This is a genomic window from Bifidobacterium saguini DSM 23967, assembly GCF_000741715.1.
GTDB classification, from domain to species: Bacteria; Actinomycetota; Actinomycetes; order Actinomycetales; family Bifidobacteriaceae; genus Bifidobacterium; species Bifidobacterium saguini.
In genome coordinates this window covers 275,310-297,579 of record NZ_JGZN01000003.1, presented here as the reverse complement: position 1 = coordinate 297,579, position 22,270 = coordinate 275,310, and the positions used below count along the sequence as shown (strand labels likewise).

The 22,270-nt window shown below is 55.1% G+C and carries 21 protein-coding genes; 4 read left to right on the top strand and 17 right to left on the bottom strand.

The features are described from left to right. Nucleotides 1-10 precede the first annotated feature (10 nt). A complete protein-coding gene (locus tag BISA_RS01305; RefSeq protein ID WP_033889705.1) occupies nucleotides 11-859 on the top strand; it encodes a patatin family protein in 849 nt (282 codons plus the stop codon). 289 nt (nucleotides 860-1,148) lie between these two features. Here BISA_RS01305 and BISA_RS01300 read toward each other — a convergent pair whose 3' ends face one another. The 11 genes from BISA_RS01300 to BISA_RS01250 form a co-directional block, all read right to left on the bottom strand. Then, on the bottom strand, nucleotides 1,149-2,036 hold the full coding sequence (locus BISA_RS01300; protein ID WP_420308618.1) for an SPFH domain-containing protein: 888 nt from the start codon (nucleotides 2,034-2,036) through the stop codon (nucleotides 1,149-1,151). 253 nt (nucleotides 2,037-2,289) lie between these two features. Further along, the gene (locus BISA_RS01295) at nucleotides 2,290-2,952 is read right to left on the bottom strand and encodes an amino acid ABC transporter permease (protein ID WP_033889703.1); all 663 of its coding nucleotides are present in this window, start codon (nucleotides 2,950-2,952) and stop codon (nucleotides 2,290-2,292) included. Nucleotides 2,953-3,043: 91 nt separating this feature from the next. Further along, nucleotides 3,044-3,862 carry a transporter substrate-binding domain-containing protein gene (locus BISA_RS01290; RefSeq protein ID WP_033889702.1) on the bottom strand — a complete coding sequence of 273 codons (819 nt, stop codon included), beginning with the start codon at nucleotides 3,860-3,862 and terminating at the stop codon, nucleotides 3,044-3,046. A gap of 73 nt (nucleotides 3,863-3,935) precedes the next feature. Continuing rightward, nucleotides 3,936-4,694: an amino acid ABC transporter ATP-binding protein gene (locus BISA_RS01285; protein ID WP_033889700.1), complete on the bottom strand. Its 759-nt coding sequence runs from the start codon at nucleotides 4,692-4,694 to the stop codon at nucleotides 3,936-3,938. Between the two features lie 224 nt (nucleotides 4,695-4,918). Then, on the bottom strand, nucleotides 4,919-5,161 hold the full coding sequence (locus tag BISA_RS01280) for a mycoredoxin (RefSeq protein ID WP_033889699.1): 243 nt from the start codon (nucleotides 5,159-5,161) through the stop codon (nucleotides 4,919-4,921). 92 nt (nucleotides 5,162-5,253) lie between these two features. Continuing rightward, nucleotides 5,254-6,564, bottom strand: a complete 1,311-nt coding sequence (locus tag BISA_RS01275) for an O-acetylhomoserine aminocarboxypropyltransferase/cysteine synthase family protein (protein WP_033889698.1) — start codon at nucleotides 6,562-6,564, stop codon at nucleotides 5,254-5,256. 64 nt (nucleotides 6,565-6,628) lie between these two features. After that, on the bottom strand, nucleotides 6,629-7,861 hold the full coding sequence (locus BISA_RS01270; protein ID WP_033889697.1) for a trans-sulfuration enzyme family protein: 1,233 nt from the start codon (nucleotides 7,859-7,861) through the stop codon (nucleotides 6,629-6,631). A gap of 141 nt (nucleotides 7,862-8,002) precedes the next feature. Further along, nucleotides 8,003-8,908 (bottom strand): cysteine ABC transporter substrate-binding protein, encoded by a 906-nt coding sequence (locus tag BISA_RS01265; RefSeq protein WP_033889696.1) that lies wholly within the window; start codon nucleotides 8,906-8,908, stop codon nucleotides 8,003-8,005. Nucleotides 8,909-8,979: 71 nt separating this feature from the next. Then, entirely contained in the window at nucleotides 8,980-9,834 is an 855-nt protein-coding gene (locus BISA_RS01260) for an amino acid ABC transporter ATP-binding protein (protein ID WP_237746054.1), read from the bottom strand. Then, nucleotides 9,827-10,501: an amino acid ABC transporter permease gene (locus BISA_RS01255; RefSeq protein WP_033889695.1), complete on the bottom strand. Its 675-nt coding sequence runs from the start codon at nucleotides 10,499-10,501 to the stop codon at nucleotides 9,827-9,829. Before BISA_RS01255 ends, BISA_RS01260 begins: the two co-directional genes overlap by 8 nt. Then, nucleotides 10,488-11,147 (bottom strand): amino acid ABC transporter permease, encoded by a 660-nt coding sequence (locus BISA_RS01250; RefSeq protein ID WP_033889694.1) that lies wholly within the window; start codon nucleotides 11,145-11,147, stop codon nucleotides 10,488-10,490. The genes BISA_RS01255 and BISA_RS01250 overlap by 14 nt, the downstream gene beginning before the upstream one ends. Nucleotides 11,148-11,409: 262 nt before the next feature. Here BISA_RS01250 and BISA_RS01245 point away from each other — a divergent pair, with 262 nt between their 5' ends. Next, entirely contained in the window at nucleotides 11,410-12,060 is a 651-nt protein-coding gene (locus BISA_RS01245; RefSeq protein ID WP_033889693.1) for an alpha/beta hydrolase, read from the top strand. On the opposite strand, the gene BISA_RS01240 is transcribed toward BISA_RS01245, so the two are convergent. Further along, a complete protein-coding gene (locus BISA_RS01240) occupies nucleotides 12,048-14,258 on the bottom strand; it encodes a GTP-binding protein (RefSeq protein WP_033889692.1) in 2,211 nt (736 codons plus the stop codon). The genes BISA_RS01245 and BISA_RS01240 overlap by 13 nt on opposite strands. Before the next feature lie 303 nt (nucleotides 14,259-14,561). Further along, the gene (locus BISA_RS01235) at nucleotides 14,562-14,807 is read right to left on the bottom strand and encodes a hypothetical protein (protein ID WP_152597167.1); all 246 of its coding nucleotides are present in this window, start codon (nucleotides 14,805-14,807) and stop codon (nucleotides 14,562-14,564) included. A gap of 122 nt (nucleotides 14,808-14,929) precedes the next feature. Here BISA_RS01235 and BISA_RS12140 point away from each other — a divergent pair, with 122 nt between their 5' ends. Together BISA_RS12140 and BISA_RS01225 are read left to right on the top strand one after the other, a co-directional pair. Beyond that, the gene (locus tag BISA_RS12140; RefSeq protein WP_051917260.1) at nucleotides 14,930-15,844 is read left to right on the top strand and encodes a hypothetical protein; all 915 of its coding nucleotides are present in this window, start codon (nucleotides 14,930-14,932) and stop codon (nucleotides 15,842-15,844) included. Between the two features lie 178 nt (nucleotides 15,845-16,022). After that, entirely contained in the window at nucleotides 16,023-16,733 is a 711-nt protein-coding gene (locus BISA_RS01225) for a 3'-5' exonuclease (RefSeq protein ID WP_033889690.1), read from the top strand. A gap of 58 nt (nucleotides 16,734-16,791) precedes the next feature. Here BISA_RS01225 and BISA_RS01220 read toward each other — a convergent pair whose 3' ends face one another. The 4 genes from BISA_RS01220 to carB form a co-directional block, all read right to left on the bottom strand. Continuing rightward, a complete protein-coding gene (locus tag BISA_RS01220; protein ID WP_033889689.1) occupies nucleotides 16,792-17,115 on the bottom strand; it encodes a hypothetical protein in 324 nt (107 codons plus the stop codon). Between the two features lie 88 nt (nucleotides 17,116-17,203). Beyond that, nucleotides 17,204-17,794 carry a guanylate kinase gene (gene gmk, locus BISA_RS01215; RefSeq protein WP_033889688.1) on the bottom strand — a complete coding sequence of 197 codons (591 nt, stop codon included), beginning with the start codon at nucleotides 17,792-17,794 and terminating at the stop codon, nucleotides 17,204-17,206. Between the two features lie 166 nt (nucleotides 17,795-17,960). Continuing rightward, complete coding sequence (gene pyrF / locus BISA_RS01210; protein ID WP_033889687.1) at nucleotides 17,961-18,887, bottom strand: orotidine-5'-phosphate decarboxylase; 927 nt, start codon at nucleotides 18,885-18,887, stop codon at nucleotides 17,961-17,963. After that, nucleotides 18,887-22,270, bottom strand: a complete 3,384-nt coding sequence (gene carB, locus BISA_RS01205) for a carbamoyl-phosphate synthase large subunit (protein ID WP_033889686.1) — start codon at nucleotides 22,268-22,270, stop codon at nucleotides 18,887-18,889. Before carB ends, pyrF begins: the two co-directional genes overlap by 1 nt.

The window sequence follows — 22,270 nt, the reverse complement described above, 5'->3', positions numbered from 1 at the left end:
AGGGATTTCTATGGCATATAAAACCGCAATGATTGATGTGGGCGGCGGATTCCGCGCGATTTTCGGCTGCGGCGTAATGGATCGCATGCTTGAAGACGGTATTGATGTGGACATGTGTTACGGCGTTTCGGCCGGCGCCGCCAACATGACCTCGTTCATCGCGCGCCAGCACGGGCGCAATCATACGTTCTACACGAAGTACGCCTTCCGCAAGGAATATGCCAGTGCGGAAAGCTTCTTCAAGAACCATAATTTCGCCAATCTTGATTACATTTATGGCACATTGAGCAATCATGACGGTGAGTACCCGGTGGATTTCGAAGCATTTGAAGCCAATCCCACTGGTTTCACCGTGGTGGCGTGCAACGCCGAAGATGGTTCAACGAAGTATTTCGATAAGTCTCGTATCCGCTTTGATGATTTCGATATCGTCAAGGCATCTTCTGCGGTTCCTGTGGCGTGCGAGCCATATGTGGTAGACGATGTGCCGTATTTCGATGGCGGCATTGCCGACCCGGTACCGGTGCAGAAGGCTTTGGACGATGGCTACGAGCGTGTGATTCTGATTCTTTCGCGTCTTCGTGATGAAGTACGCCAGCAGCGTAAGGACCTACCACCGGCACGCATTCTGGAACGTACGTACCCGGCCGCTGCGGAGCGCTTGCGCGAACGGTACAAGACCTATAACGATGAGATTGAATTGGCCAAACAGTATGAAGTCGAGGGCAAGGTGCTGATTCTCGCTCCTGAAGATTTATACGGCCTCAACACCTTGAAGAAGAATTTCGAGGGCTTGGAAATGATGTACCGCAAGGGATACGCCGCCGCTGAAGAGATTCCGGAGTTCCTCAGCAAATAGCAGACATTTTTTCGCGATACCGTGATACCTCCGCACCCCTGAAATCCGAACCTCTCATCCCGACTGTAGGTTTTTGAACACTGACTGTAGGGTATTCAACATTGACTGTAGGTTTTTGAACTTTGACTGTAGGATATCTGACACTGACTGTAGGTTTCTGAACGAATTACGTTCGATATCCTACAGTCAGTGTTCAAAAACCTACAGTTAAAGTTCAAAAACCTACAGTCAATGGAGGTAGTAGAAGCAGTGGAGGTAGGTGCTTGGCGGGATGGGAAACCGTCTGCTCCTACTTAGTTTCGGAGGCGGTGAGCATGGCCTTGGTGACCTGCTCATAGAGATCCTGATAGCCTCCCGGCGTGGAAGCCGGCAATACCACGGTCTTCGCATTGTTGGATTCAGACAGCGAGCGCATCACATCAAGATACTGGTTGAACAACACCACGTTGTTCACATCATTGATGTTCATGCCCACAGCCTGCAAACTCTTAATCTGGTCGACGATACCGTTGGCGATTTCGCGACGGTAGTTAGCCTGGCCTTCACCTTGAAGACGAGTCTTCTCAGCTTCCGCAGCGGCCTGGGTCTCTATCTGGATACGCTGCGCTTCAGCACGCTGACGGGTGGCTTCCTTCTCACGCTGGGCGGCGTTGATGGAATCCATCGCGTTCTTGACCTGCGGGCTTGGGTCGATGGCCGTAATCAGGGTCTTGACCACGGTGAAACCGAATCGGCTCATCTCATTGCCAACGGTTTTCTGCACATCGGAAGCCACATCATCCTTACGAGCGAATGCATCATCCAAGCTCAGGGCAGGGATGGCGGAGCGTAAAGCATCTTCCATGTAGCTACGAAGCTGACCGGCTGGATCACGCAGCTCATAGTATGCGGTAGCTACATCATTTGGATTAACGCGGAACTGCGTGGATGCCACCACGGTAACGAACACATTATCCAGCGTCTTGGTTTCCAATTGCACGTTCAACTGGTTCACGCGCATATTCGTTTTCATGGCAATGCGATCGACGAACGGAATACGCATGTGGATACCAGCGAACTGAACTTTCAGGAATTTACCGAATCGTTCGATGATATATGCCTGCTGCTGCGGCACGACGAAAATCGCGGCGAACACCAGCAGAATAATAATGATCAACAGAATCAGCAGCAACAGCATGGTTCCTCCCAACATGGCTGCAATAGTCATCGAAGCCCCCTTTCCAAGGGCTAAGCACGGCATATCGTTGTGCCGTGACCCAACAGTTTCCATGCTACCAGCGCAACAGCTGGAATGGATGGACCTCTATGCGAGTCATATCAGGCATATGATGAGATTTCACGTTCCGTTCACCATGTGCAGGCGAATATACAAAAAATGAAAAAGGCGCTTCATCAAGGAAGCGCCTTCAACCGAAGCATCAACAGCACTGTTAGAAGTGCTCGTTGAGTTTCTTCTCGCAATAGTCCTGCAGCCATCCCAGCAGCGTGCAGAATACCAAGTAGATAAGTCCCACTTCGATATACAGCACCAATGGCTCATAGTAGATAGCTACGATACGCTGCGCGGTCATGAACATTTCTACCACTGTGATATTTGCGGCCAGGGACGTATCCTTGACCAGCGCGATGAAGGAATTGAACAAGGGCGGGAACGCTGAACGGAACGCTTGCGGCAGAATGATGCGACGCATAATTGTGACGTATGGCATATTCGCCGCAAGACCGGCTTCAAGCTGGCCTTTGGGCACGGCCAGAATAGCACCGCGTAACGTTTCGGCGGCATACGCGCCCACGTTGAGCGAAAACGCAATCACCGCGGAAGGCAGTGCAGGAATCGTAATGCCGATGGATGGCAGACCGAAGAAGATAACGAACAGCTGCACCAGCAACGGCGTTCCGCGGAACACCCAGATGTAGAACCATGCAATCTGCGATGCCACAGGAACTTTGGCCACGCGAACCAACGCCACCACAATCGCCAGGATCAAACCGAGGGCGAAGGAGATCAGCGTCAGCGGAATGGTCACGGTAATACCGGGAATCAGTAGCTTAGTAAAGGAATCTACGACTATTCCCCATACTCGTGCATCCATTGGTTATCCTTTGTTGGTTAATACGTATCCATCAGGCCGATTATTATGAGCCTCTTCCCTGCTTGCTGGCAAGGGAACCGACATCGAGGGCTTACTCCTGAGAGAAGTCCTCACCGAAGTATTTCTCGGAAATCTTGGTCAGAGTGCCATCCTTCTGCAGCTTGGAGATGGCCTTGTTGACTTCCTTGACCAGATCGTCGCTGCCCTTGCGGAACGGCAGGTAGGCGGCCGGGGTCTTCTCGGACTTGGCTGCGATCTTGATATCCGCGTCAGGCTTTTGCTTCAAGTAGTCAAGGGCGGCGAGGCCGTCGTTCAGCGACACGTCTGCACGACCAGAGGTAATGGCGTCAACCTGCTGGCCGAAGTCATTGACCTGCACAATGGTGGCGCCCTTCTCCTGAGCGGTCTTGTTCCAGTTGGAGGTGCCGGTTTCAGCAGCACGCAAACCCTTGACATCATCGAAGGACTTCACATTCTTCGGATTCTCCTTGGAAGTGATGACCACACCGTAGGAGTAGGTGTACGGGTCGGAGAAGTCGTACTTAGCCTTGCGCTCGTCAGTGGCGGAAATCTGGTCGGCAACCGTATCGTACTTCTTGGCATCCACGCCGGCCAGCAGAGAGTCAAAGCTGCCTTCAGCGAATTCGGCCTTGACGCCGACTTCCTTGGCAATGGCCTTGGCCACTTCAACGTCGTAGCCGGTCAGCTCATTGGTTTTGGAGTCATGGTAGCTGAACGGAGCATACGTGCCCTCGGTGGCGAACACAATCTTGCCGGCCTGCTTGACCTGCTCCAGAGCGTTGGAGTTGGATCCGCCCGCAGATGCGGAACCGCAGGCAGCCACTGAGAACAGCACGGCAACGCCGGACAGCAAGGCAACGGCCTTGCGGATAAGATGATTCTGAGACATGACAAACCCCTCTCTTGATATTGTCATCAATGGTTGAATCAACAACTGTGAATTCTGGTGCTTCAGCTCGCCGCTATCGTGATGCGGGAATCATCAGCACATTATTCGTGGACGACAGGAATTCGGCGGTACGTTCTTCTCGTGGATGTTCGAAGAGCTGCTTCGGGTCACCCTGTTCAATCACATGACCACCCTCGATGAACACCACATGGTTCGAAGCTTCATAAGCGAAACGCATTTCGTGAGTGACCATCAGCATCGTCATGCCATCTTTGCCGAGCTGCTTGATGACTTCAAGCACACCGGTCACCATTTCGGGATCCAGTGCCGAAGTCGGCTCATCAAGCACCAGCAATTCAGGATTCATGGCTACCGCGCGAGCAATGCCTACGCGCTGCTGCTGTCCACCCGACAATGTGCTTGGGAATCGATCCTGATAATCGGCCAATCCCACACGATCAAGCTGTTCGGCTGCAATCTTGCGAGCTTCGTCGGGCTTCAACCCTTTGGCATAAATCAGTGGTTCAGCTACGTTTTCCAACGCGTTCTTGTTCAAAAACAGGTTGTAATTCTGGAATACGAACCCGATTTTGGAACGTACTTTGCGTATATCAGCAGTTTTGGTGGTGGTTAAATCCACTGCCCCATCACCAAAGTCAACGGTGCCGGAATCAGCATGCTCGAGAAAATCCAGAATGCGCAGCAGCGTGGACTTGCCGGAACCTGAAGGCCCGATAATAGTGACCACATTCTGACGAGGAATGTCAAGGTCAAGCCCGTCAAGCACCTTGGTGCCCTCGAAGCTTTTGCTCACGCCCCTGATCTGAATCATGCTGCTACTTCCCTTATCATTACTGTTCCGTACGCCAGAGCCGCTCCGCCGTACAACCATTCACCGTAGACTCGCCCATATGCTCATGTTTCGGCGTGGCTATATGCGTTACCTATGAACAGCTATTCACATCAATAAACAGCCGATGTCGAACAGCCAATTCCTGTCAATAAAAAAGCGATTGCACCGGTACGGCAATCGCTCAACGGTTCTGAAACTGTCTCTTACAATCCCAGTTCGCTGACTTTGTTCTTGATATCCACTGCGGAAGGTTCCACTTGGAAGCTGCCATCCGGGTACAGTACCACCGGAATATGCTGCTGTCCGCTAATGGCCACCGCACGATCGGCGGCACCATCTTCGGTTTCAATGTTGTGCCAGTTATATTCGGTGCCAAGTTCCTCAAGCGTGCGCTTTGCCTGCTTGCAATCGCCACACCATGTTGCACCATACACATCAATAGCCATGTTCTGTCCTTTCTTCACTATGTCAACCCCAAGTTCACAATGTCCTTAAGAATAACAGCACAGATTATTCTCACAACGAACAGCTGCAACGCTCAGTATGCATGAGCAATCGCCTGATCCAAATCAGCAATGAGATCGTTCACGTTTTCCAATCCGATGGACAATCGAATGAGATTGTCGCTCACACCGGCCGCGATACGCGCTTCAGCTGGCACCTCGCGATGCGTGATATGTGCTGGATCAACGATCAGCGAACGAGCGTCTCCAATGTTCGGCACATAGGAGAACAGCTTGGTGCCATCGATGATGCGGCGCACGTTATCCGCACTGCCATCTACCAGGAATGAGAGAATCTGACCAACACCGCGCGGAAAATACTTGCCTACCAGCTCGTATTGCGGCGTATAGCCCAGCCCAGAATAATTGACTTTCATCACATGGGCGGCACGGCTCAAATGTTGAGCGATATGCTGCGCGGAAGCCACCTGCTGGCTGACTCGCTGCGGCAATGTTTCCAACCCGATCAACGATAGGTACGCATTGAATGGACTGGCCACGGCACCGAACGTTCGCAAGTATTTGATGCGAATGCGCTTAATGAATGCAGCATTGCCATACTTGCTGGCAAAACTGTGCCACTCGTTATTGCGGTCGTCACTAATAACCTGCTGCCGGGTGGTGAACTGCGGAAATCGACCGTTGGCCCAATCGAATTTGCCGGCATCGATGATAGCGCCACCAATCGCATTGCCGTGGCCGGTGATGCCTTTGGTTGTGGAATGTACGACGATATCCGCACCGAATTCAATCGGACGCAACAGGTAGGGCGTCGGCACGGTGTTGTCTACGATCAGGGCGATGCCGTGGCTGTGCGCCAACTGTGCAAGCGGCTCGATGTCCAACAATTCCGTGGAGGGATTGGCCACGGTTTCCGTGAAAATCGCTCGCGTATCCGGACCAATACGTGATTCCACTTCAGACAAGTCGTTGATGCTTTTGACGAAATCCGTGTGGATGCCGAATTGTGGTAGAAAATCACCGAGTGCATCCACGCTTGCACCATATAAATTGCTGGGAGCGATGATTCTACCACCGCCCTCGCCTGCGCACATCAGCGCGTAACTCACCGCAGCCATACCGGAGCCAACGGCTACAGCTCCAATGCCGCCTTCCAGAGCGGCCAGACGTTTTTCCAATACGTCAACAGTGGGGTTGGCCACACGGGAGTATTCGAATCCGTCGATGAGTCCGCCCGCAAGCGCATCGCCACGTACGGCATTCTCCAAGTCGAATGCGGCGGATGCGTAGATAGGAGGCACTGCCGCATGTCCGTATTCCAGCGGATTGTATCCCGCATGAATCGCGCGTGTGGCGAACTCCTCGTTTTCGGATGCGATACCCATATGTATGTCAGCCCCAATTCATGTCTGCGATAGTCTGGGAAATGTATTGCACATTTCACATTCGCTAGGCGAATGCCTCCTCCGTTATTTGTGCGAACACGTCAGAGCCGGCATGACGCTTGAGGTACTGCTCATAGGCGATATCGAACGCCTGTCCCAAATCTTCGATGAGGTCGGCCGCATCTTCGATGCCCAAAGAAAGACGTACCAGTTCATCGGTGATACCGACTTTGAGGCGTTCTTCGCGTGGCAGTTCGAAGTGGGTCATACGACAAGGCAGTTCGGCCAGGGATTCGACCGCGCCCAGTGAAACGGCCAGACGGAATACATGCAGATTATTGAGCAGGTCCGCGGGATCGACTCCCGGAACAACCTCAAAGCTCAGTACGCCACCGGCACCCTTCAAACCTTTGGCCGCAAGACGCTGGTCTCCGGCTCCTGGAAGACCTGGGTAATGCACGGACTTCACCAGTGGGTGAGCGAGCAGGTAACGGCCCACGGCGAGCGCGTTCTCCTGCTGACGATCCATGCGCAGAGCGAGGGTCTGAATACCACGGCGTACCGCATCGCATTCGGCCGGTGCCAGAACGCCACCCAAACGATTCTGTGCGAAGTAGATGCGGTTGGCCAAATCCTCGCCGGATGCCACTACCAAACCGGCGTTCACGTCGGAGTGACCGGCCAAGTATTTGGTGGCGGAATGAATCACCACGTCCGCGCCGAGGGAAAGCGGCTTCTGCAGATATGGAGTGACGAACGTGTTATCCACGATGGTCAGCGCACCGAAACGGTGAGCGACTGCGGCAATACCGCGTACGTCGTTGACTTTGAGCAATGGGTTGGTGATGGTTTCAAAGTAGACGGCCTGTGCTGGCGCGATGCCGTTCTCGGGATCGCCCTGCACAGCTGCGGTGAGAGCGGTCAGGTCCTGCGTGTCGACGGCGTCGACTTGCAGACCCCAGCGGGTGAAAAATTCATTGAGCTGCGAGTAAGTACCGCCGTAGATATTGTCTCCCACTACAATGCGGTCGCCCGGCTTGAAGATGGAAAGCACGGCGTGAATCGCGGCAAGGCCGGAAGCGAAAGCGAATCCTCGTGTGCCTTCCTCGAGCTGTGAGATCTGGCGCTCAAGAAAATCGCGGGTTGGATTGCCGCTTCGAGCATAGTCATAGCGAGGCATCGCATCGACCCTCTCGAAGGCATATGTCGTGGAGTTGTAGATCGGCGGGTTCACGGCTCCGGTGTTGTTATCGTCAACCGGCAGTCCGTGGACGAGCTGAGTGTTGAACCTGGTCATTGCGCACCCCCTTTGAGTTGCTAGAATTCATTGGCCTTATGCAGCAAGGACATTCCTTGCTTGGCACAGTTTCGACCATAACGCAAAACGCCGGCCTTAAGGCCGGCGTTGTTATATGTGTTGGTTATGGAAGGCTATGTGTCAGAGCTCTCCGCCTTCTACCACAATCTCATCGGGATCCACTTCATCACCGTAGACCGGCTCGAGGGTCTGCTCGTAATCCTTGTGGAAGAAGTTCTCTTCGCCAAGCTTGGCGATTTCCTCGTTCACGAAGTCGAGCAGCTCCTTGTTGCCCTTCTGCACGGCGGGAGCAATGGTGTCATCATCGCCCAAGTGGGTGATACCCACCTTGAAGCCCTTGTTGGCCTTGGCCCAAGCCAGCACCTCGGTGTTGTCGGTGGAGAAGGCGTCGCCGCGGCCGTCCAGCAGCGCATTGTAGGCGTCAGCGTACTGGTCGTACTTCTGCAGCGTAACGTTCGGAGCGTTCTTCTCGAACCAGGTTTCAGCGGTGGTGCCCTTGGCGATAATCAGGGTCTTGCCATCCAACTGGCTCACATCGGTAATCTGAGCGTCTTCCGGGGAGACCACACCGAGTGCCACCTTCATGTATGGCTTTGCGAAGTCCACCTTTTCAGCGCGCTCATCGGTCACGGTAAAGTTGGCGAGCACCAAATCCACCTTGTTGGAGGTGAGCACGTCCACGCGAGCGGCCGGATCCACTGAAGTGTATTCCACGTCAACGCCCAAATCCTTGGCCAAGCGCTCGGCGAAGACCACGTCATAACCCTGGTACTTGCCGTCCTGATCCACATAGCCGAACGGAGCCTTATCGGAGAAGACGGCGATCTTGATCTTGCCGCTCTTCTTAATCTCGTCCAGCGTGCGCGCCTTGGCGTTTGCGCTGGAGCTGGAGGAGCTGGAATCGGAGGATGCGGAGTCGGACGGGGTTCCAGCGCTCGGACCGCATGCGGCCACGGAGACGGCCATCATCAGGGCCGCTCCGGTGGCGATGATTGTCTTGAAAGCGTTGCCAATCTTGATGGTCATTGGCTCTTCCCTTCTCTCTTATTATTTCTTGGTTGTGATGGGTTATTCAGTTATCCAGTTCAGTTATGAAGTCACTCAAATTCGAAGGTGCGCAGGAATTGCTGGGCGCGTTCGGTTTGCGGGTGGGCAAAGAACGCGTGCGCATCATGTGATTCCTCGACGATGTGGCCACCGTCCAGCAGAATCACATGATCGGCAATAGCGCGAGCGAACTGCATTTCATGGGTCACGATGAGCATGGTCTGCCCGGCCTTGGCCAGTTCGAGCACCACGTCAAGCACTTCACGCACCATTTCCGGGTCAAGTGCTGCGGTAATCTCATCGAGCAGCAGTACTTCCGGATGAAGAATCAGGGCTCGGCAGATGGCGACGCGTTGCCGCTGACCGCCGGAGAGCTCATGCGGCCAAGCGTTCTTACGATCGGCAAGGCCTACTCGTTCGAGTAGTTTCAGTGCTTCAGCTTCAACTTCCGCCTTGTCTCGCTTCTGTACGAGCACCGGTGCCATCGTAATGTTGCCCAGCACGGTTTTGTTCGGAAACAGGTCGTAGCTTTGGAACACCATGCCGATACGCGTACGCAGTTCACTGGAACGATTGGAGCGTCCGGCTTTTTCGGTGCCGGGCTTGCCCTCGTCAATTACCTTCTCATTGATGGAGATGGTGCCGCCCTGAATCGGCTCAAGACCGGCGAGGGTGCGCAATAGCGTGGATTTTCCAGAGCCGGAAGGCCCGAGCACCACCAGCACCGTGCCATGCTCTACCTTGAAGGAGATATCGTCTAGCACCGGCTTGTCTGCATTGGCATACTGCTTGACCAGATGCTTGACTTCGAAGCCTTTGCAGTCGGATACTGCAGAAGGCCCGGAAGTCTCGAATGCTGCGATAGCTTCGGAATTAACTGCGTTGGGCTGGGTTTGTTCAGTCATGCGACCACCTCTTTTCCAGACGGCGGGCCACGATGGACAGCGGCCAGCACACAATGAAGTACATGAAGAAGATTGCTCCGTAAATCCACAAGGTTCCTGTGGGGAATTGGAATCGGTTGGCGTCGATAATCTGCTGGCCCACCTTGATCACTTCGACCACACCAAGCAGCACAGCCAATGAAGTGGTTTTCACAATGCGCGTGGCCAGGTTCACGCTGGCTGGCAGCAGTCTACGCACGGCCTGCGGCAGAATCACTCGGGAGAACGTCTGCCACGGGCTCAAGCCAAGCACATAGCTGGATTCGTATTGCGCTTTGGGAATCGACTGCAATGCGCCACGTACCAGATCGCCAAGTTCCGCACCGCCCCACAGAATAAACACGAGCACGCAAGCGCCAGTAGCATCCAGATTCCAATCGAACCAGCGGGCAAAACCGTAGTAGGCGAGAAACAGCAAGGCCAGCTGCGGCATGATACGAATGAAGTCAAGGTAGACGCGCATGATGGCGCGCACCACCGGGTTCTTCAATGTCATCAGCCAGCCGACCAGCAGACCCACGGGAATGGATACGCCTACGGATACGCCGGCAATCCAAACGGTGACCCACAGTCCTTGCAACAAACGGGGGAAGACTCCCGGTTGAAGAAGAATTTCAGCGCCGTGCATAGTCAAACCTCCTCTCCAACCATGTACCGAAGATAGAAATCGGCAGCAGAATCACCAAGTAGGCCACGATCAGCATGAACAGTGACTCATAGGTGCTGTAATACATGCCGATCAGATCCTTGGCCATATACATCACGTCTGCGAGCGCGATGGCGGAGACCACGCTGGATTCCTTGAACAGGAAGATCACGTTGGCCACCAGTCCGGGTACCGCGGTGGAAATGGCTTGCGGCAGCACTACTCGGGTAATGGATTGCAGTGGTGTCAGGCCCAGCACGTAAGCGGTTTCGCGCTGCACATTCGGCACCGATTCCAATCCGCCGCGCATGGCTTCGGCCATATAGGAGCCGCCAAGGAATCCGAGACCGACGATGGCGCAGGTTTGAGCCGACCAGACCACACCCAGTTTGGGCAGGCCGAAGTATAGGAAATACAGTTGCACCAGCAGCGGGGTGTTGCGGCTTAGCTCAATGTACACGCGTACTATCTGACGGGCCACGGGAATGCGAGCGATTTCTATGCCAGCGCAAATCAGTCCCACTGCTATGGCGAGCAGGATGCCGAACACCGAAATGAATATGGTCATTAAGGTGCCGTTGACGAAGAAGGGTGCGTAGCGTTGTACAAACGACCAGTCAAATGCCACGGACGCACTCCTTTCTCTTCAGCTCTCTCATGTCTTGTTGTCTCTTAGTCTCTTCAATAGCGTTCATCATGATCACGATGCCGCAACCGGATAGGGCATCATGTGCAAGAAACGATTCGGGGGCTGAACAATCGATATATTCAAGCCCCCGCTGGTAATCGTAAAGTATTTCAGCGCTCAACGATACCGTTTGGTTATAGAGGTTGGTTATAGGGTCTTATGAATGCAGTGTGAGCGATGAGGCTACTAGACTAGGGGAACTATGAAGATCACGAAGGCTTTGACCCGTTTGAATGGCCCGGATTCCGCTCCTGTGTTCCTGCTGCTGCATGGCTGGGGTTCCAATGAATATGATTTGCCTGATTTATTGAACTATTGTGGCGCGGGCTCGGCTGATTATGCCAGTTTGCAGGCTCCTATCGCTTATGGCATGGGGTACACATGGTTTGGCGATTGGGCTCATGAGGGCGTGCCGGAAGGCGCTTCCCTTGATGTGCAGGCGCTCGAAGCCGCGCAAGCCATCGATACGTGGGTCAGTGAGAACATTCCTGCTAATCGCCCTGTGGTGACGATGGGATTCTCGCAAGGTGGACTATTGGCCTGCCATATGCTGCGCTTCAATCCTGAACGGTATGCTGCCGCTGTTTCCTGTTCCGGCTGGCTTGCTCCGGGCGCAATGCCCGGCGACGAGGAGCTGAAAGCCCTGCAACGCCCGGTGTTCTATGGCCACGGCTCAATCGACGATATTTTCCCCGCTGCTGACGTACAGGCCATGAGCGATTTCTGGGCTGCCCATAGCAAGCTGACCGAGCAGATCTACCCCGGTATGGCACACTCCATCAACATGCCGGAAATGCGCGATATTCAGCGATTCCTAGAATCAAACAGCTTCGTTCGCCCTCAGATTTGGTAGGCGTAATCGAGGTGCTTGAATTCCGGGACTTTGTACCATTTGACTGGATAGCCGGCACCGTGGGCGCAGAAGACCGAATCCGGAGTATTGTCCAAATCTGATTCCGGATCATATTGCGCTGCGCGAATCACCTGATCTTCGTTATGGCATGGCCGGTATCCGCCGAAAGTTGCAGAGAATCGGCCGCGGCCATGCGTGTACTGGCTGACGTCCATTGCGTAATCACGCATTTCGGAAACCGGAGCGGAACCCGTAATCACCGCATATTCGCCATCATCGGCAGGTGAATCGAAAGTGCCGGCCATACGCTGAATATCGCTCATCGCACGGCCGATCATCTCGCTCGGCACTTCCAATCTGAACCGATACCACGGTTCCAGAATGCGGCAATTGCCCACTTCACTGGTATCCGGACGTTCATCAACCGGCGTTTGCGGATGGCCGATCACGCCGGTATGCGCTTCCATCAATCCTTGGCGAATCGCACGGTACGTGGCTTGGCGGAAGTCACCGCCTTCCGTATGCTTCAAGTGCGCTTTGCCAGCCACCAAGGTCATCTTGATATCGGTGAGCGGCGCCCCAATCAGCACACCCAAATGTTCGCGTTCGGTCAGATGGGTGAGAATCAGTCGCTGCCAATTGCGGTCCAAATCGTTTTCGGACATGGCGGAGGCTACGTTCACGCCACTTCCAGGCTCTCCTGGCTCCAGCAGAATATGCGCTTCGGCATAGTGACGCAATGGCTCGAAATGGCCAACGCCTTCAATCGCCTCGGTAATCGTTTCACGATACAGAATCGAGCCCGCACCAAACGCCACATTCAATCCGAATCGTTCGGACAATGTCTGTTGAATAATCTCCAGTTGCACGGCACCCATCAGCTGCACATGGATTTCCTGCAGCCGCTCCACCCAGATCACGTGCAGCAGCGGATCTTCATCCTCGAGTTCACGCAAGGCAGCAAGTACCTTATGTAAGGTCAAATCATCGAACTTCGGAATCATCACCGGCTCAGCGGGCGATGATTCCCGAGCGTCAGTGGATTCGTCCGTGTCCTCATCATCGGATGCCGTATTGCCGCGCTCTCCTGCCGCTGACGCTTTACCGGAAGCCATTAAGTCAGCCATACCGGCTGCCTCGGCCGGCAATACCGTGTACGTAAGCACTGGCTGCAACACCGGTGCTTCGGCATTGGATTCAGCACCCAATCCTGCGCCCGGGAACGTACGGGTCAGGCCGGTGACCGCGCACACGCCGCCTGCCGGCACCTCGGTCACGGTCTCGAATTTGGCTCCGTTATAGATACGTACCTGATCGATTTTTTCCTGCCATTGTTCGCCATCCGACTGTGCAGGCGCGACGATAGTATTACCGCTCACCATCTCTTTGGCCTTCAGCACGCCACCGGTTACGCGCAACCATGTCATACGATTGTGCTGATTATCGTGTGCGATTTTGAATACTTGCGCCCCGAAATCATTCGGCCAATCAGGCTCCCGAGTGAATACCTCCATGCCGTCAAGGAATTCCTCCACGCCTTCGAGCTTTAAAGCCGAGCCGAAGTAAACGGGGAACAGCTCACGCGATTGAATCATCCGGCGTACCCGTTCAACCGTTATTATGCCTTGTTCCAGGTATTCATTCATCGCCTGCTCATCAAGCGTGGCGATGTCTTCAGCGTCATTGCCGAAATCCACTGGGACATCAGCATCAGCGCAGTCCTCTACCAGCGGGAATGGGAACACCGCATCACTTAATCGTTTGCGCAGTTGCGCCAGCACCGCTTCCCTATCGAATCCCGCGGCATCGCATTTGTTGACGAAGATGAACGTCGGCACATGATACCGTGCCAGCAAACGCCACAACGTTTCCGTATGGCCCTGCACTCCATCAGTACCAGATACCACCAGAATCGCATAATCCAGTACGTTCAATACGCGTTCGGTTTCGGCGGCAAAATCCACATGGCCCGGCGTATCCAGCAACGTGAGCTTGAGGTCGCCATGCTCCACCAATGCCTGATGCGCAAAAATAGTGATGCCTCGCGCCTTTTCCAACGCATTCGTATCCAAAAAAGCGTCGCCATGATCCACACGGCCAAGCTTGCGGATTTCACCGGAACGATACAGCAACGCCTCGGATAATGTGGTTTTCCCAGCATCCACATGCGCCACAATGCCTGCCACAATCCGTTTCATGCTATTCCCGCTTTCCGCCCGGCATAGTTCGTCGCCGTACCAACCACACCAATATATACGATGACGAGGCGTACCGAGCGTAACGTGCAACCTGCACGCATTGCTCTGTCGATCTGTGAAATGCTGTCGTTGCCTTCTGAACCATCGCGGGCGGTGATAGGCTGTGTGGTAAGCATTCACTTTTGGGGAGTCCAAAGTTGGGCTAAAGCGAATGTTGAGAGAAAGGACTCAAGTTCATGAGCGATGAACATTCCAACGACGATCCCATGCACAACAATGAGCAGATACCATTCGATCAGTCGACTACTCCAGTATCTGATGTCCAACCTGCCTCCAATCCAGCACAGCCGTTGCCTCATCAGCCTCAGCTGAACCAGTCACAGCCCTGGCAACAACAAGCCGCTCCGGGACAGCCACAGCAACCACAACAGCCACAACCCTGGCAGCAATCACCGGCACCTTGGCAACAGCCACTGCCCCATCAAACTGTTCCAACCAATCAGTCAGGCCAGCCGCACTATTACCCTCAGCAGCCTGTTCAAGGACCATCCGGACAATCCGCGCCGTGGCAGCAACCGGGCCAGCCAATTCCCAATCAGCATCAATTCGCACCGAATAATCAGGGACAACCCGCGCAACCTGGGCAAAACATTCCGGCATGGCAGCAGCCCATGCCCGCTCGTCCCGGCGCACCAGTGCCACCCGGCCAGCCAATTCCCGGTTATCCGCAACAACCGGGCGTTCCGGCACCTAAGAAGAAGCTCTCGCAGAAGTCGCTTATCGGCATCATCGTCGGCGCTGTTGCAGCTGTCGTTGTCATCATTCTTATTGTGGTGTTTGTGGTGAAACCCGGTTCGCTCACTCAAGACGACTATATTGACGCGCACCAGCAAACCACAGCAATGTACACGAAGTACAGCAAGGTTTCCGCCAGCCTAGTCGATGCTATGGCTACGTCGTATAGTTCATCCTCCAAATTCACCAAGGATGATGCAGCCAAAATCAAGACCAAGGTGAAGGCATTCGATGATGCAAACACTCAGTTCACTCAGATGAAGGCTTATCAGAAGGATGAGGATGTCAAACAAGCGTTTGACAAATATCAGGCCAAGGCGAAGAAATTCTCCACTTGGGCGAATAATCTTGCCGACACCGCCGTGCCAATGAGCGAAGCAACTAAAGCTTGCGATGAAGCGCCTACTGCATCGCTGTACGATAGCGGTTTTTACAGCGAGTACGATACCTATATTTCTGAATGCACTGCCGCTTTGGATAAGCTCACGGATTCCAAGGTCAGTGGCATTCCGGAATATGCGAAATCACTCAAGGACTATCTGGCTTCGGCGAGCGAGATTCTCAAGCAAATGCAAGCGTTGGGCGATCCGAACACCATCGAATACGGTACCGATGCCTACGACCAGATGTATAGCCTCATCAACAAATTCTATGATTTGCAGTTCCCCTATGACGCTTCGACCAAGCTCAGCGATGAGTTCAGGGATGCGGAGGACAATGCTAATCCATCAAAGGAACTCAACGATCTGACCGATAAGCTGCAGGATATCATCACCGAACAAGTGAAGTAATTCCCGCAATCCGGCTCCAATAGCCCCGAACCCCGTTGGTGTGTTCAGCTGATTCATCAGCAAGATATAGCCACACCAACGGGGTCTTACTATGTTGATTCCGTTACAATATCCAAGCGAGCATGTGCAGCATGCGTGCAAGCATGTGAACTGATACTTACAGCAACGAGGAGCCATCGTGACGAATTCCGGCATTACTGTTTTCGGAAGGCCTAATGGAATCAAGGCAATGCAGCACGAGGTGCCATCTGAGCTGGATGCATTAGGTTTTCCGCGCGATTATGTGACACTGGATTTGGAGACCACCGGCTTCTACCCGAATCGTTGTGCGATTACGGAGATCGGTGCCGTTCGCGTGCGCGATGGGCGAATTGTCGACCAGTTTCAGGAACTGGTGAATCCGCTGCGTCCGATCCCCCGACAAATAACGGCGTTGACCGGCATTAACGATGCTATGGTGGCGGACCTGGACCCGATTGACGATGTGCTCCCCCGGTTTATCAATTGGCTTGCTGCCGATTCACAGCGGGAATCCATTGCAGAACCGATTGTCGGCCATAATGTCAGTTTTGATTTACGGTTCCTTGACTACAACACCCGTCATATCGCAGGTTCGCCGTTTGCCTGCATGGATTATGACACCATGCAGATCAGTCGAGTACTATTCCCTGAGTTCAAACATCATCGTTTGGCTGATCTCATCGTTCGATTTGGCATTGCGGACAACGAGGAGCACCGCGCATTAAGCGATGCCATTCAGACGCAGGAATGCTTGGAATGGATGCATCAGTACACCGCGGAACATTGCGAGGCTTCGACTATTGATTGGCGAACGGTACCGGCGAAAACCAGTGCCGAGATTCTTCATCAGCAGCTTGTGCTTCGGTAATTCGAGGCAATACCAATGAAGCCCCTCTTTGTGAGGGGCTTCATGTGCTTAGCTGCGGTCACCCGCGTTTGGCGACTAGTTTTTCAGCATCCACGGTCAACGACTCCATAATGGCATGCTGAGCATCTTTCACATAGCCGAAACCGCCTGCATCAGCGAAAGCTTTCTTGACCTGCGGGTCATAGGAAGCGGCCTTGGTGACATGTGCGATGGCTACCAGCACGTTCGGCCATTGCGAGTCGGGCGCGTCATTGCCAAGTTCAGAGTAGAAACGAATGGTTTCCACATCATTGGGGTTGGCACCATTGCCTGGAGCGGACTTCAGAGCTTCAACGATGCCAGCCAGATATTGCTTCATTGGATATTTGGTTGGAATGCTCATACCTCATACGGTAGGAGCATTCCACCGATTTGTTAAGTAAGAACCGCCGATAAATGTATGGAGCTGTTCTTGCCTATGTGCGGGGCTTTTACAGGCCGTATTCCTTGGCGATAACGTTCCAGAGATCTTCAGCAGCCTGATCGACGGTGTTATTGACGATGGTCACATCGAATTCGTTTTCCGCAGCCAATTCAACCTTCGCGGTTTCCAAACGGCGAGCCTGCTGCTCCGGGGTTTCGGTGCCGCGACTGATGAGGCGGCGCTTCAATTCCTCGAAACTCGGCGGCGCGATGAACACATACACTACTTCAAGGCCGAGTTCGGCGGCGCGCTGCTTGACGCGACGTGCACCTTGCAGATCGATTTCAAGAATCGTGGGCACACCCTGAGCCAAGTGTTCTTCGACCGGCTTCAACAGGGTACCGTAGTGGGCCATGCCGTGCACCACGGCGGTTTCCAAGAATTCGCCGGCCTTTTCCTTAGACACGAATTCATCTTCCGTGAGGAACCAATAGTTCACGCCATTGACCTCGCCCGGGCGCGGCTGACGGGTGGTGGCTGAAACCGAAACCCACACCTCCGGATGGTCGGCGCGCAGCTTCGCTTCAACGGTTCCCTTGCCCACAGCAGTCGGGCCAGTCAGCACAATCAAACGGCCTGTAGGCGTATGTTCGCTCATAGTTCCTCCTCGATAACAACCTGGATTCGTAATGAAAATATCGGCGTTGTCATTACGAAATGCCGATATATTCTGTGCGCGTTTTGCAGTCACGCCGACAGGATTCTTATGACCCCTTTATACATACGTATATCGCTTATGCAGATGTACAGAGCCATTACCCACGTTATTTTGTTTGGGTATTCTCGCCTTCAACAGTGGCTTCAAGCAGTGCCTGGCGCACGTCCAAGGCAATGGATTCGGTTGCTTGGCTCAGCGCCGCGATGTCCGGACCATGCGAAGCGATGAAGCGGGACACCGTAACCAGCACGTTGCCACGGGTGCCCTTGAACACGGTCTTCAAATCCTTGGCTTCCGCGCCCTGCCAGCCGTAACCGGGAGACAAGATCGGGCCGGTGAACTTGGAGGGATCCACACCAGAATCCTGCATCCACTGGCCGATGGTCGCACCGATAATCAGCCCCACAGAACCCATGCCTTCAATGCCGGCATTATGCTTCTGCGCGGTGGATGCGATGCCATAGGCCACGGTGCGGCCCTTGTATTCGCCACTTTGACGAATCGACGTCTGCAGGCTCATGCCTTCAGGGTTCGAGGTCAGTGATGCGATGAACACACCACGTCCGTTTTCCAAGGCTTCGGAAATCAGACCGTTCAAGGAACGTGCGCCATAGTATGGCAGCAGCGTGATGGCATCGGCCAGCATTGGTGCGCCCGGCTTGAAGTAGGCATCGGCGATAGCGGAGATGGTGGTGGATAGGCCACCGTGCAAGCAGTCCACGATGGTGATGACACCCATCTGGCGTGCTGCGTAGAGCACACGCTCGAGCGCTTCGAATCCTTTGGATCCGTAACGCTCGAACATAGATGATTGGAATTTCACGGCTGCAGCCCTGCCATTGGCGGCCTGCAGCATGCGCATAGAGAAGAGTTCAGCGCCTTCGGCGTCGACGTTATATCCCCAGTCGGTGAGGAGCTTTCGATGCGGGTCAATACCGACACATAATGGTCCGTATTTGGCCATCGAATTGCTCAACCGTAAACCAAAATCGGAACGCTGAGCTTGTAGCTCCTCGCCGCTAGAAATAACCATCAGAACTCCTGTCTCTCCAATTCGAACAGCTGCTTCGAATGATCCTGGATGCTCATGATCTGGTAATCATTATGCTTCACGGCCTCGATGGCGAGCAGCGCTGCCTGGAATTCCGTAACCGTAGTGAACTGCGGCAAATCGGCGGCAATAGCGGCCGCACGAATGGAGTAACCGTCCGAGCGGGAGCCGCGGGAGTTCGGCGTGTTGAGGATCATATCGATCTTGCCGTCCTCGATGAGCTGAACCACGTTCTTGCCCACGGAACCTTCGGCATGGTGCACAACCACCGGTGCTTCCGGATCGGTATCCATACGCGTGCTAATCTTGTCGACAATGTTGGAGTCGATGCCGTAACGGCGCAGCACGGAGGCGGTGCCTTCGGTTGCCCAGATCTTGAAGCCGAGTTCCACCAGACGTACGGCGAGCAGCGGCAGCTGACGCTTGTCGGTGTCGTTCACGGAGATGAACACGTTGCCGGAGGTCGGCAGGCCACCGTCATAGGCGGCAAGCTGGCTCTTGGCGAATGCGTGCGGGAAGTCACGGTCGAAGCCCATAACCTCACCAGTGGAGCGCATCTCAGGTCCGAGGAGGATGTCCACGGTCTTGCCCACCGGGGTGCGGAAGCGCTTGAACGGCATCACGGATTCCTTGACCGCCACCTGCTGGCCGCGGTGCATTACGCCACCATCGCCCTTGGGCAGCAGCAGACCGTTCTTGCGCTGGTCTTCGATGGTTTCGCCGGCCATGATGCGGGCTGCGGCCTTGGCCAGAGCCACGCCGGTGGCCTTGGAGGCGAACGGCACGGTACGGGAGGCGCGCGGGTTGGCTTCGATCACATACAGTGTGTTGGCCATGAAGGCGTACTGCACGTTGATCAGGCCCTGCACATGGCAGCCCTTGGCGATGGCGTAGGTGCCTTCCCTGAGGCGACGAATCTGATCATCGGACAGGGTGGACGGCGGCAGGGTGCAGGCGGCATCGCCAGAGTGCACGCCAGCCTCCTCGACGTGTTCCATAATGCCGCCGATGTACAGTTCTTCGCCGTCGAACAGTGCGTCGACGTCGATTTCGATGGCATCCTGCAGGAACTTGTCGATGAGCAGCGGGGATGGCAGACGGCCCGAGACCACGGTATCGGCCTGAGCCTCGGCCAGTGCACGGTCCACGTACTTGGTGAGCTGCTTGTCGTCGTAGACGATTTCCATGCCGCGGCCGCCGAGCACGTAGCTCGGACGCACCAGCACCGGGTAGCCAATGCGGTGGGCTGCATCCATAGCCTCTTCGAGGCTCAGAGCGGTGCCGTAGCGCGGTGCGTTCATTTCAGCCTTCTTCAGCACTTCGCCGAAGAGCTCACGGTTCTCAGCCAGGTCGATGGATTCCGGCGTGGTGCCCAAGATCGGCACGCCAGCAGCCTTCAGACGAGCTGCAAGCGAGAGCGGCGTCTGACCGCCGAGTTGCACGATAACGCCCTTGACCGGCCCCATCTTCTTTTCGGCCTCGTAGATTTCGAGCACGTCTTCGAAGGTGAGCGGCTCGAAGTAGAGGCGGTCGGACATGTCGTAATCGGTGGACACGGTCTCCGGGTTGCAGTTGACCATGATGGTGTCATAGTCCTTGCCGAGCTCCTGCACCGCGTGCACGCAGGTGTAGTCGAACTCGATGCCCTGACCGATACGGTTCGGGCCGGATCCGAGAATAATCACGGCTTCACGCTCGCGCGGACGAAGTTCGGTTTCGTCGGTGTAGCAGGAGTAGTAATACGGGGTTGCCGCATCGAACTCGGCGGCGCAGGTGTCCACAGTCTTGTAGACCGGGCGGATGCCATAATTCCAGCGCAGTTCACGGATGGTGTTCTCGCCTTCGTCGCCCAGACCACGCAGGTGTGCGATCTGCACGTCGGAGAGGCCTGCGAGCTTAGCCTTCTTGAGCAGCTTCGGCGTCAGGGTTTCAGCCGCGCGAACGGTCATGGCCATGTCGTTGATCAGCGTGATCTGCTTCAAGAACCACGGATCGATCTTGGTGGCTGCATACAACTGTTCGACGGTGGCACCGCCCCAGATGGCGCGCATCAGCTGCAGGTAGCGGTGCTCGGTCGGCACATGCACCTTTTCGAGCAGCTCGGCGACTTCTTCGGCGGACGGCTTCTCACCGTCCCAGTTGAAGCCCATGTGGCGCTTATCGATGGAGCGCATGGCCTTGCCCAGAGACTCCTGGAAGTTGCCTGCCAGAGCCATAGCCTCGCCCACCGACTTCATGGAGGTGGTCAGGGTTGGATCGGCACCCGGGAACTTCTCGAATGCGAAGCGCGGCACCTTGGTGACCACGTAGTCGATGGTCGGCTCGAAGGAAGCCGGGGTGGACTGGGTGATGTCGTTGCGAATCTCATCCAGCGTGTAGCCGAGGGCCAGCTTGGTGGCGATCTTGGCGATCGGGAAACCGGTGGCCTTGGAAGCCAGTGCGGAGGAACGGGAAACGCGCGGGTTCATCTCGATGACGATGATGCGGCCGGTGTCCGGGTGAATGGCGAACTGAATGTTGCAGCCACCGGTGTCCACGCCCACGCCACGGATGATGGCGATGCCGATATCGCGCAGCTTCTGGTATTCACGATCGGTCAGCGTGAAGCAGGGGGCCACGGTGATGGAATCACCCGTGTGCACACCCACCGGGTCAACGTTTTCAATCGGGCAGACGACCACGACGTTGTCGTTGCGGTCGCGCATGAGCTCGAGCTCGAATTCCTTCCAGCCCTCGATGCCTTCTTCGATCAGCACCTCGTCAGTCGGAGAGTAGTGGATGCCAGCGCCGGCGATGCGGTGCAGTTCCTCTTCATCGTGAGCGATGCCGGAACCCAGACCACCCATCGTGAAGCTCGGGCGCACGACCAGCGGGTAGCCAAGCTCTTCGGCAATACGATCGCATTCTTCAAGGCTGTGGGCGATGCGGGAACGTGCGGATTCGGCACCTGCCTCATCCACAACCTTCTTGAACAGTTCGCGGTCCTCGCCACGGTCAATGGCTTCCAGGGATGCGCCGATGAGCTCGACGTTGTACTTCTTCAGTACGCCGGCCTCGCCCAGTGCCATAGCGGCATTCAGTGCGGTCTGGCCACCGAGGGTCGGCAGCAGTGCGTCCGGACGTTCCTTGGCGATGATCTGCTCAAGAATCGGGGTGGCAATCGGTTCGATGTAGGTGGCATCGGCCATCTCGGGGTCGGTCATGATGGTGGCCGGGTTCGAGTTGACGAGGATGACGCGGATGCCTTCCTCACGAAGGACGCGGCATGCCTGGGTGCCCGAGTAATCGAACTCCGCAGCCTGACCGATTACGATCGGGCCGGAGCCGATGACCATCACGGATTTGATGTCGGTGCGCTTCGGCAT

What these genes read in the sequence shown, in the direction of transcription:
- BISA_RS01265 (WP_033889696.1), bottom strand. Translation starts at nt 8,908, where the DNA reads ATGACCATCAAGATTGGCAACGCTTTCAAGACAATCATCGCCACCGGA.
- BISA_RS01285 (WP_033889700.1), bottom strand. Translation starts at nt 4,694, where the DNA reads ATGATTCAGATCAGGGGCGTGAGCAAAAGCTTCGAGGGCACCAAGGTG.
- BISA_RS01295 (WP_033889703.1), bottom strand. Translation starts at nt 2,952, where the DNA reads ATGGATGCACGAGTATGGGGAATAGTCGTAGATTCCTTTACTAAGCTA.
- BISA_RS01280 (WP_033889699.1), bottom strand. Translation starts at nt 5,161, where the DNA reads ATGGCTATTGATGTGTATGGTGCAACATGGTGTGGCGATTGCAAGCAG.
- gmk (WP_033889688.1), bottom strand. Translation starts at nt 17,794, where the DNA reads ATGAGCGAACATACGCCTACAGGCCGTTTGATTGTGCTGACTGGCCCG.
- BISA_RS01275 (WP_033889698.1), bottom strand. Translation starts at nt 6,564, where the DNA reads ATGGGTATCGCATCCGAAAACGAGGAGTTCGCCACACGCGCGATTCAT.
- BISA_RS01240 (WP_033889692.1), bottom strand. Translation starts at nt 14,258, where the DNA reads ATGAAACGGATTGTGGCAGGCATTGTGGCGCATGTGGATGCTGGGAAA.
- BISA_RS01220 (WP_033889689.1), bottom strand. Translation starts at nt 17,115, where the DNA reads ATGAGCATTCCAACCAAATATCCAATGAAGCAATATCTGGCTGGCATC.
- BISA_RS01270 (WP_033889697.1), bottom strand. Translation starts at nt 7,861, where the DNA reads ATGACCAGGTTCAACACTCAGCTCGTCCACGGACTGCCGGTTGACGAT.
- BISA_RS01290 (WP_033889702.1), bottom strand. Translation starts at nt 3,862, where the DNA reads ATGTCTCAGAATCATCTTATCCGCAAGGCCGTTGCCTTGCTGTCCGGC.
- BISA_RS01300 (WP_420308618.1), bottom strand. Translation starts at nt 2,036, where the DNA reads ATGCTGTTGCTGCTGATTCTGTTGATCATTATTATTCTGCTGGTGTTC.
- BISA_RS01260 (WP_237746054.1), bottom strand. Translation starts at nt 9,834, where the DNA reads ATGACTGAACAAACCCAGCCCAACGCAGTTAATTCCGAAGCTATCGCA.
- BISA_RS12140 (WP_051917260.1), top strand. Translation starts at nt 14,930, where the DNA reads ATGCCCGCTCGTCCCGGCGCACCAGTGCCACCCGGCCAGCCAATTCCC.
- carB (WP_033889686.1), bottom strand. Translation starts at nt 22,270, where the DNA reads ATGCCGAAGCGCACCGACATCAAATCCGTGATGGTCATCGGCTCCGGC.
- BISA_RS01235 (WP_152597167.1), bottom strand. Translation starts at nt 14,807, where the DNA reads ATGGTCCTTGAACAGGCTGCTGAGGGTAATAGTGCGGCTGGCCTGACT.
- BISA_RS01245 (WP_033889693.1), top strand. Translation starts at nt 11,410, where the DNA reads ATGAAGATCACGAAGGCTTTGACCCGTTTGAATGGCCCGGATTCCGCT.
- BISA_RS01255 (WP_033889695.1), bottom strand. Translation starts at nt 10,501, where the DNA reads ATGCACGGCGCTGAAATTCTTCTTCAACCGGGAGTCTTCCCCCGTTTG.
- BISA_RS01305 (WP_033889705.1), top strand. Translation starts at nt 11, where the DNA reads ATGGCATATAAAACCGCAATGATTGATGTGGGCGGCGGATTCCGCGCG.
- pyrF (WP_033889687.1), bottom strand. Translation starts at nt 18,887, where the DNA reads ATGGTTATTTCTAGCGGCGAGGAGCTACAAGCTCAGCGTTCCGATTTT.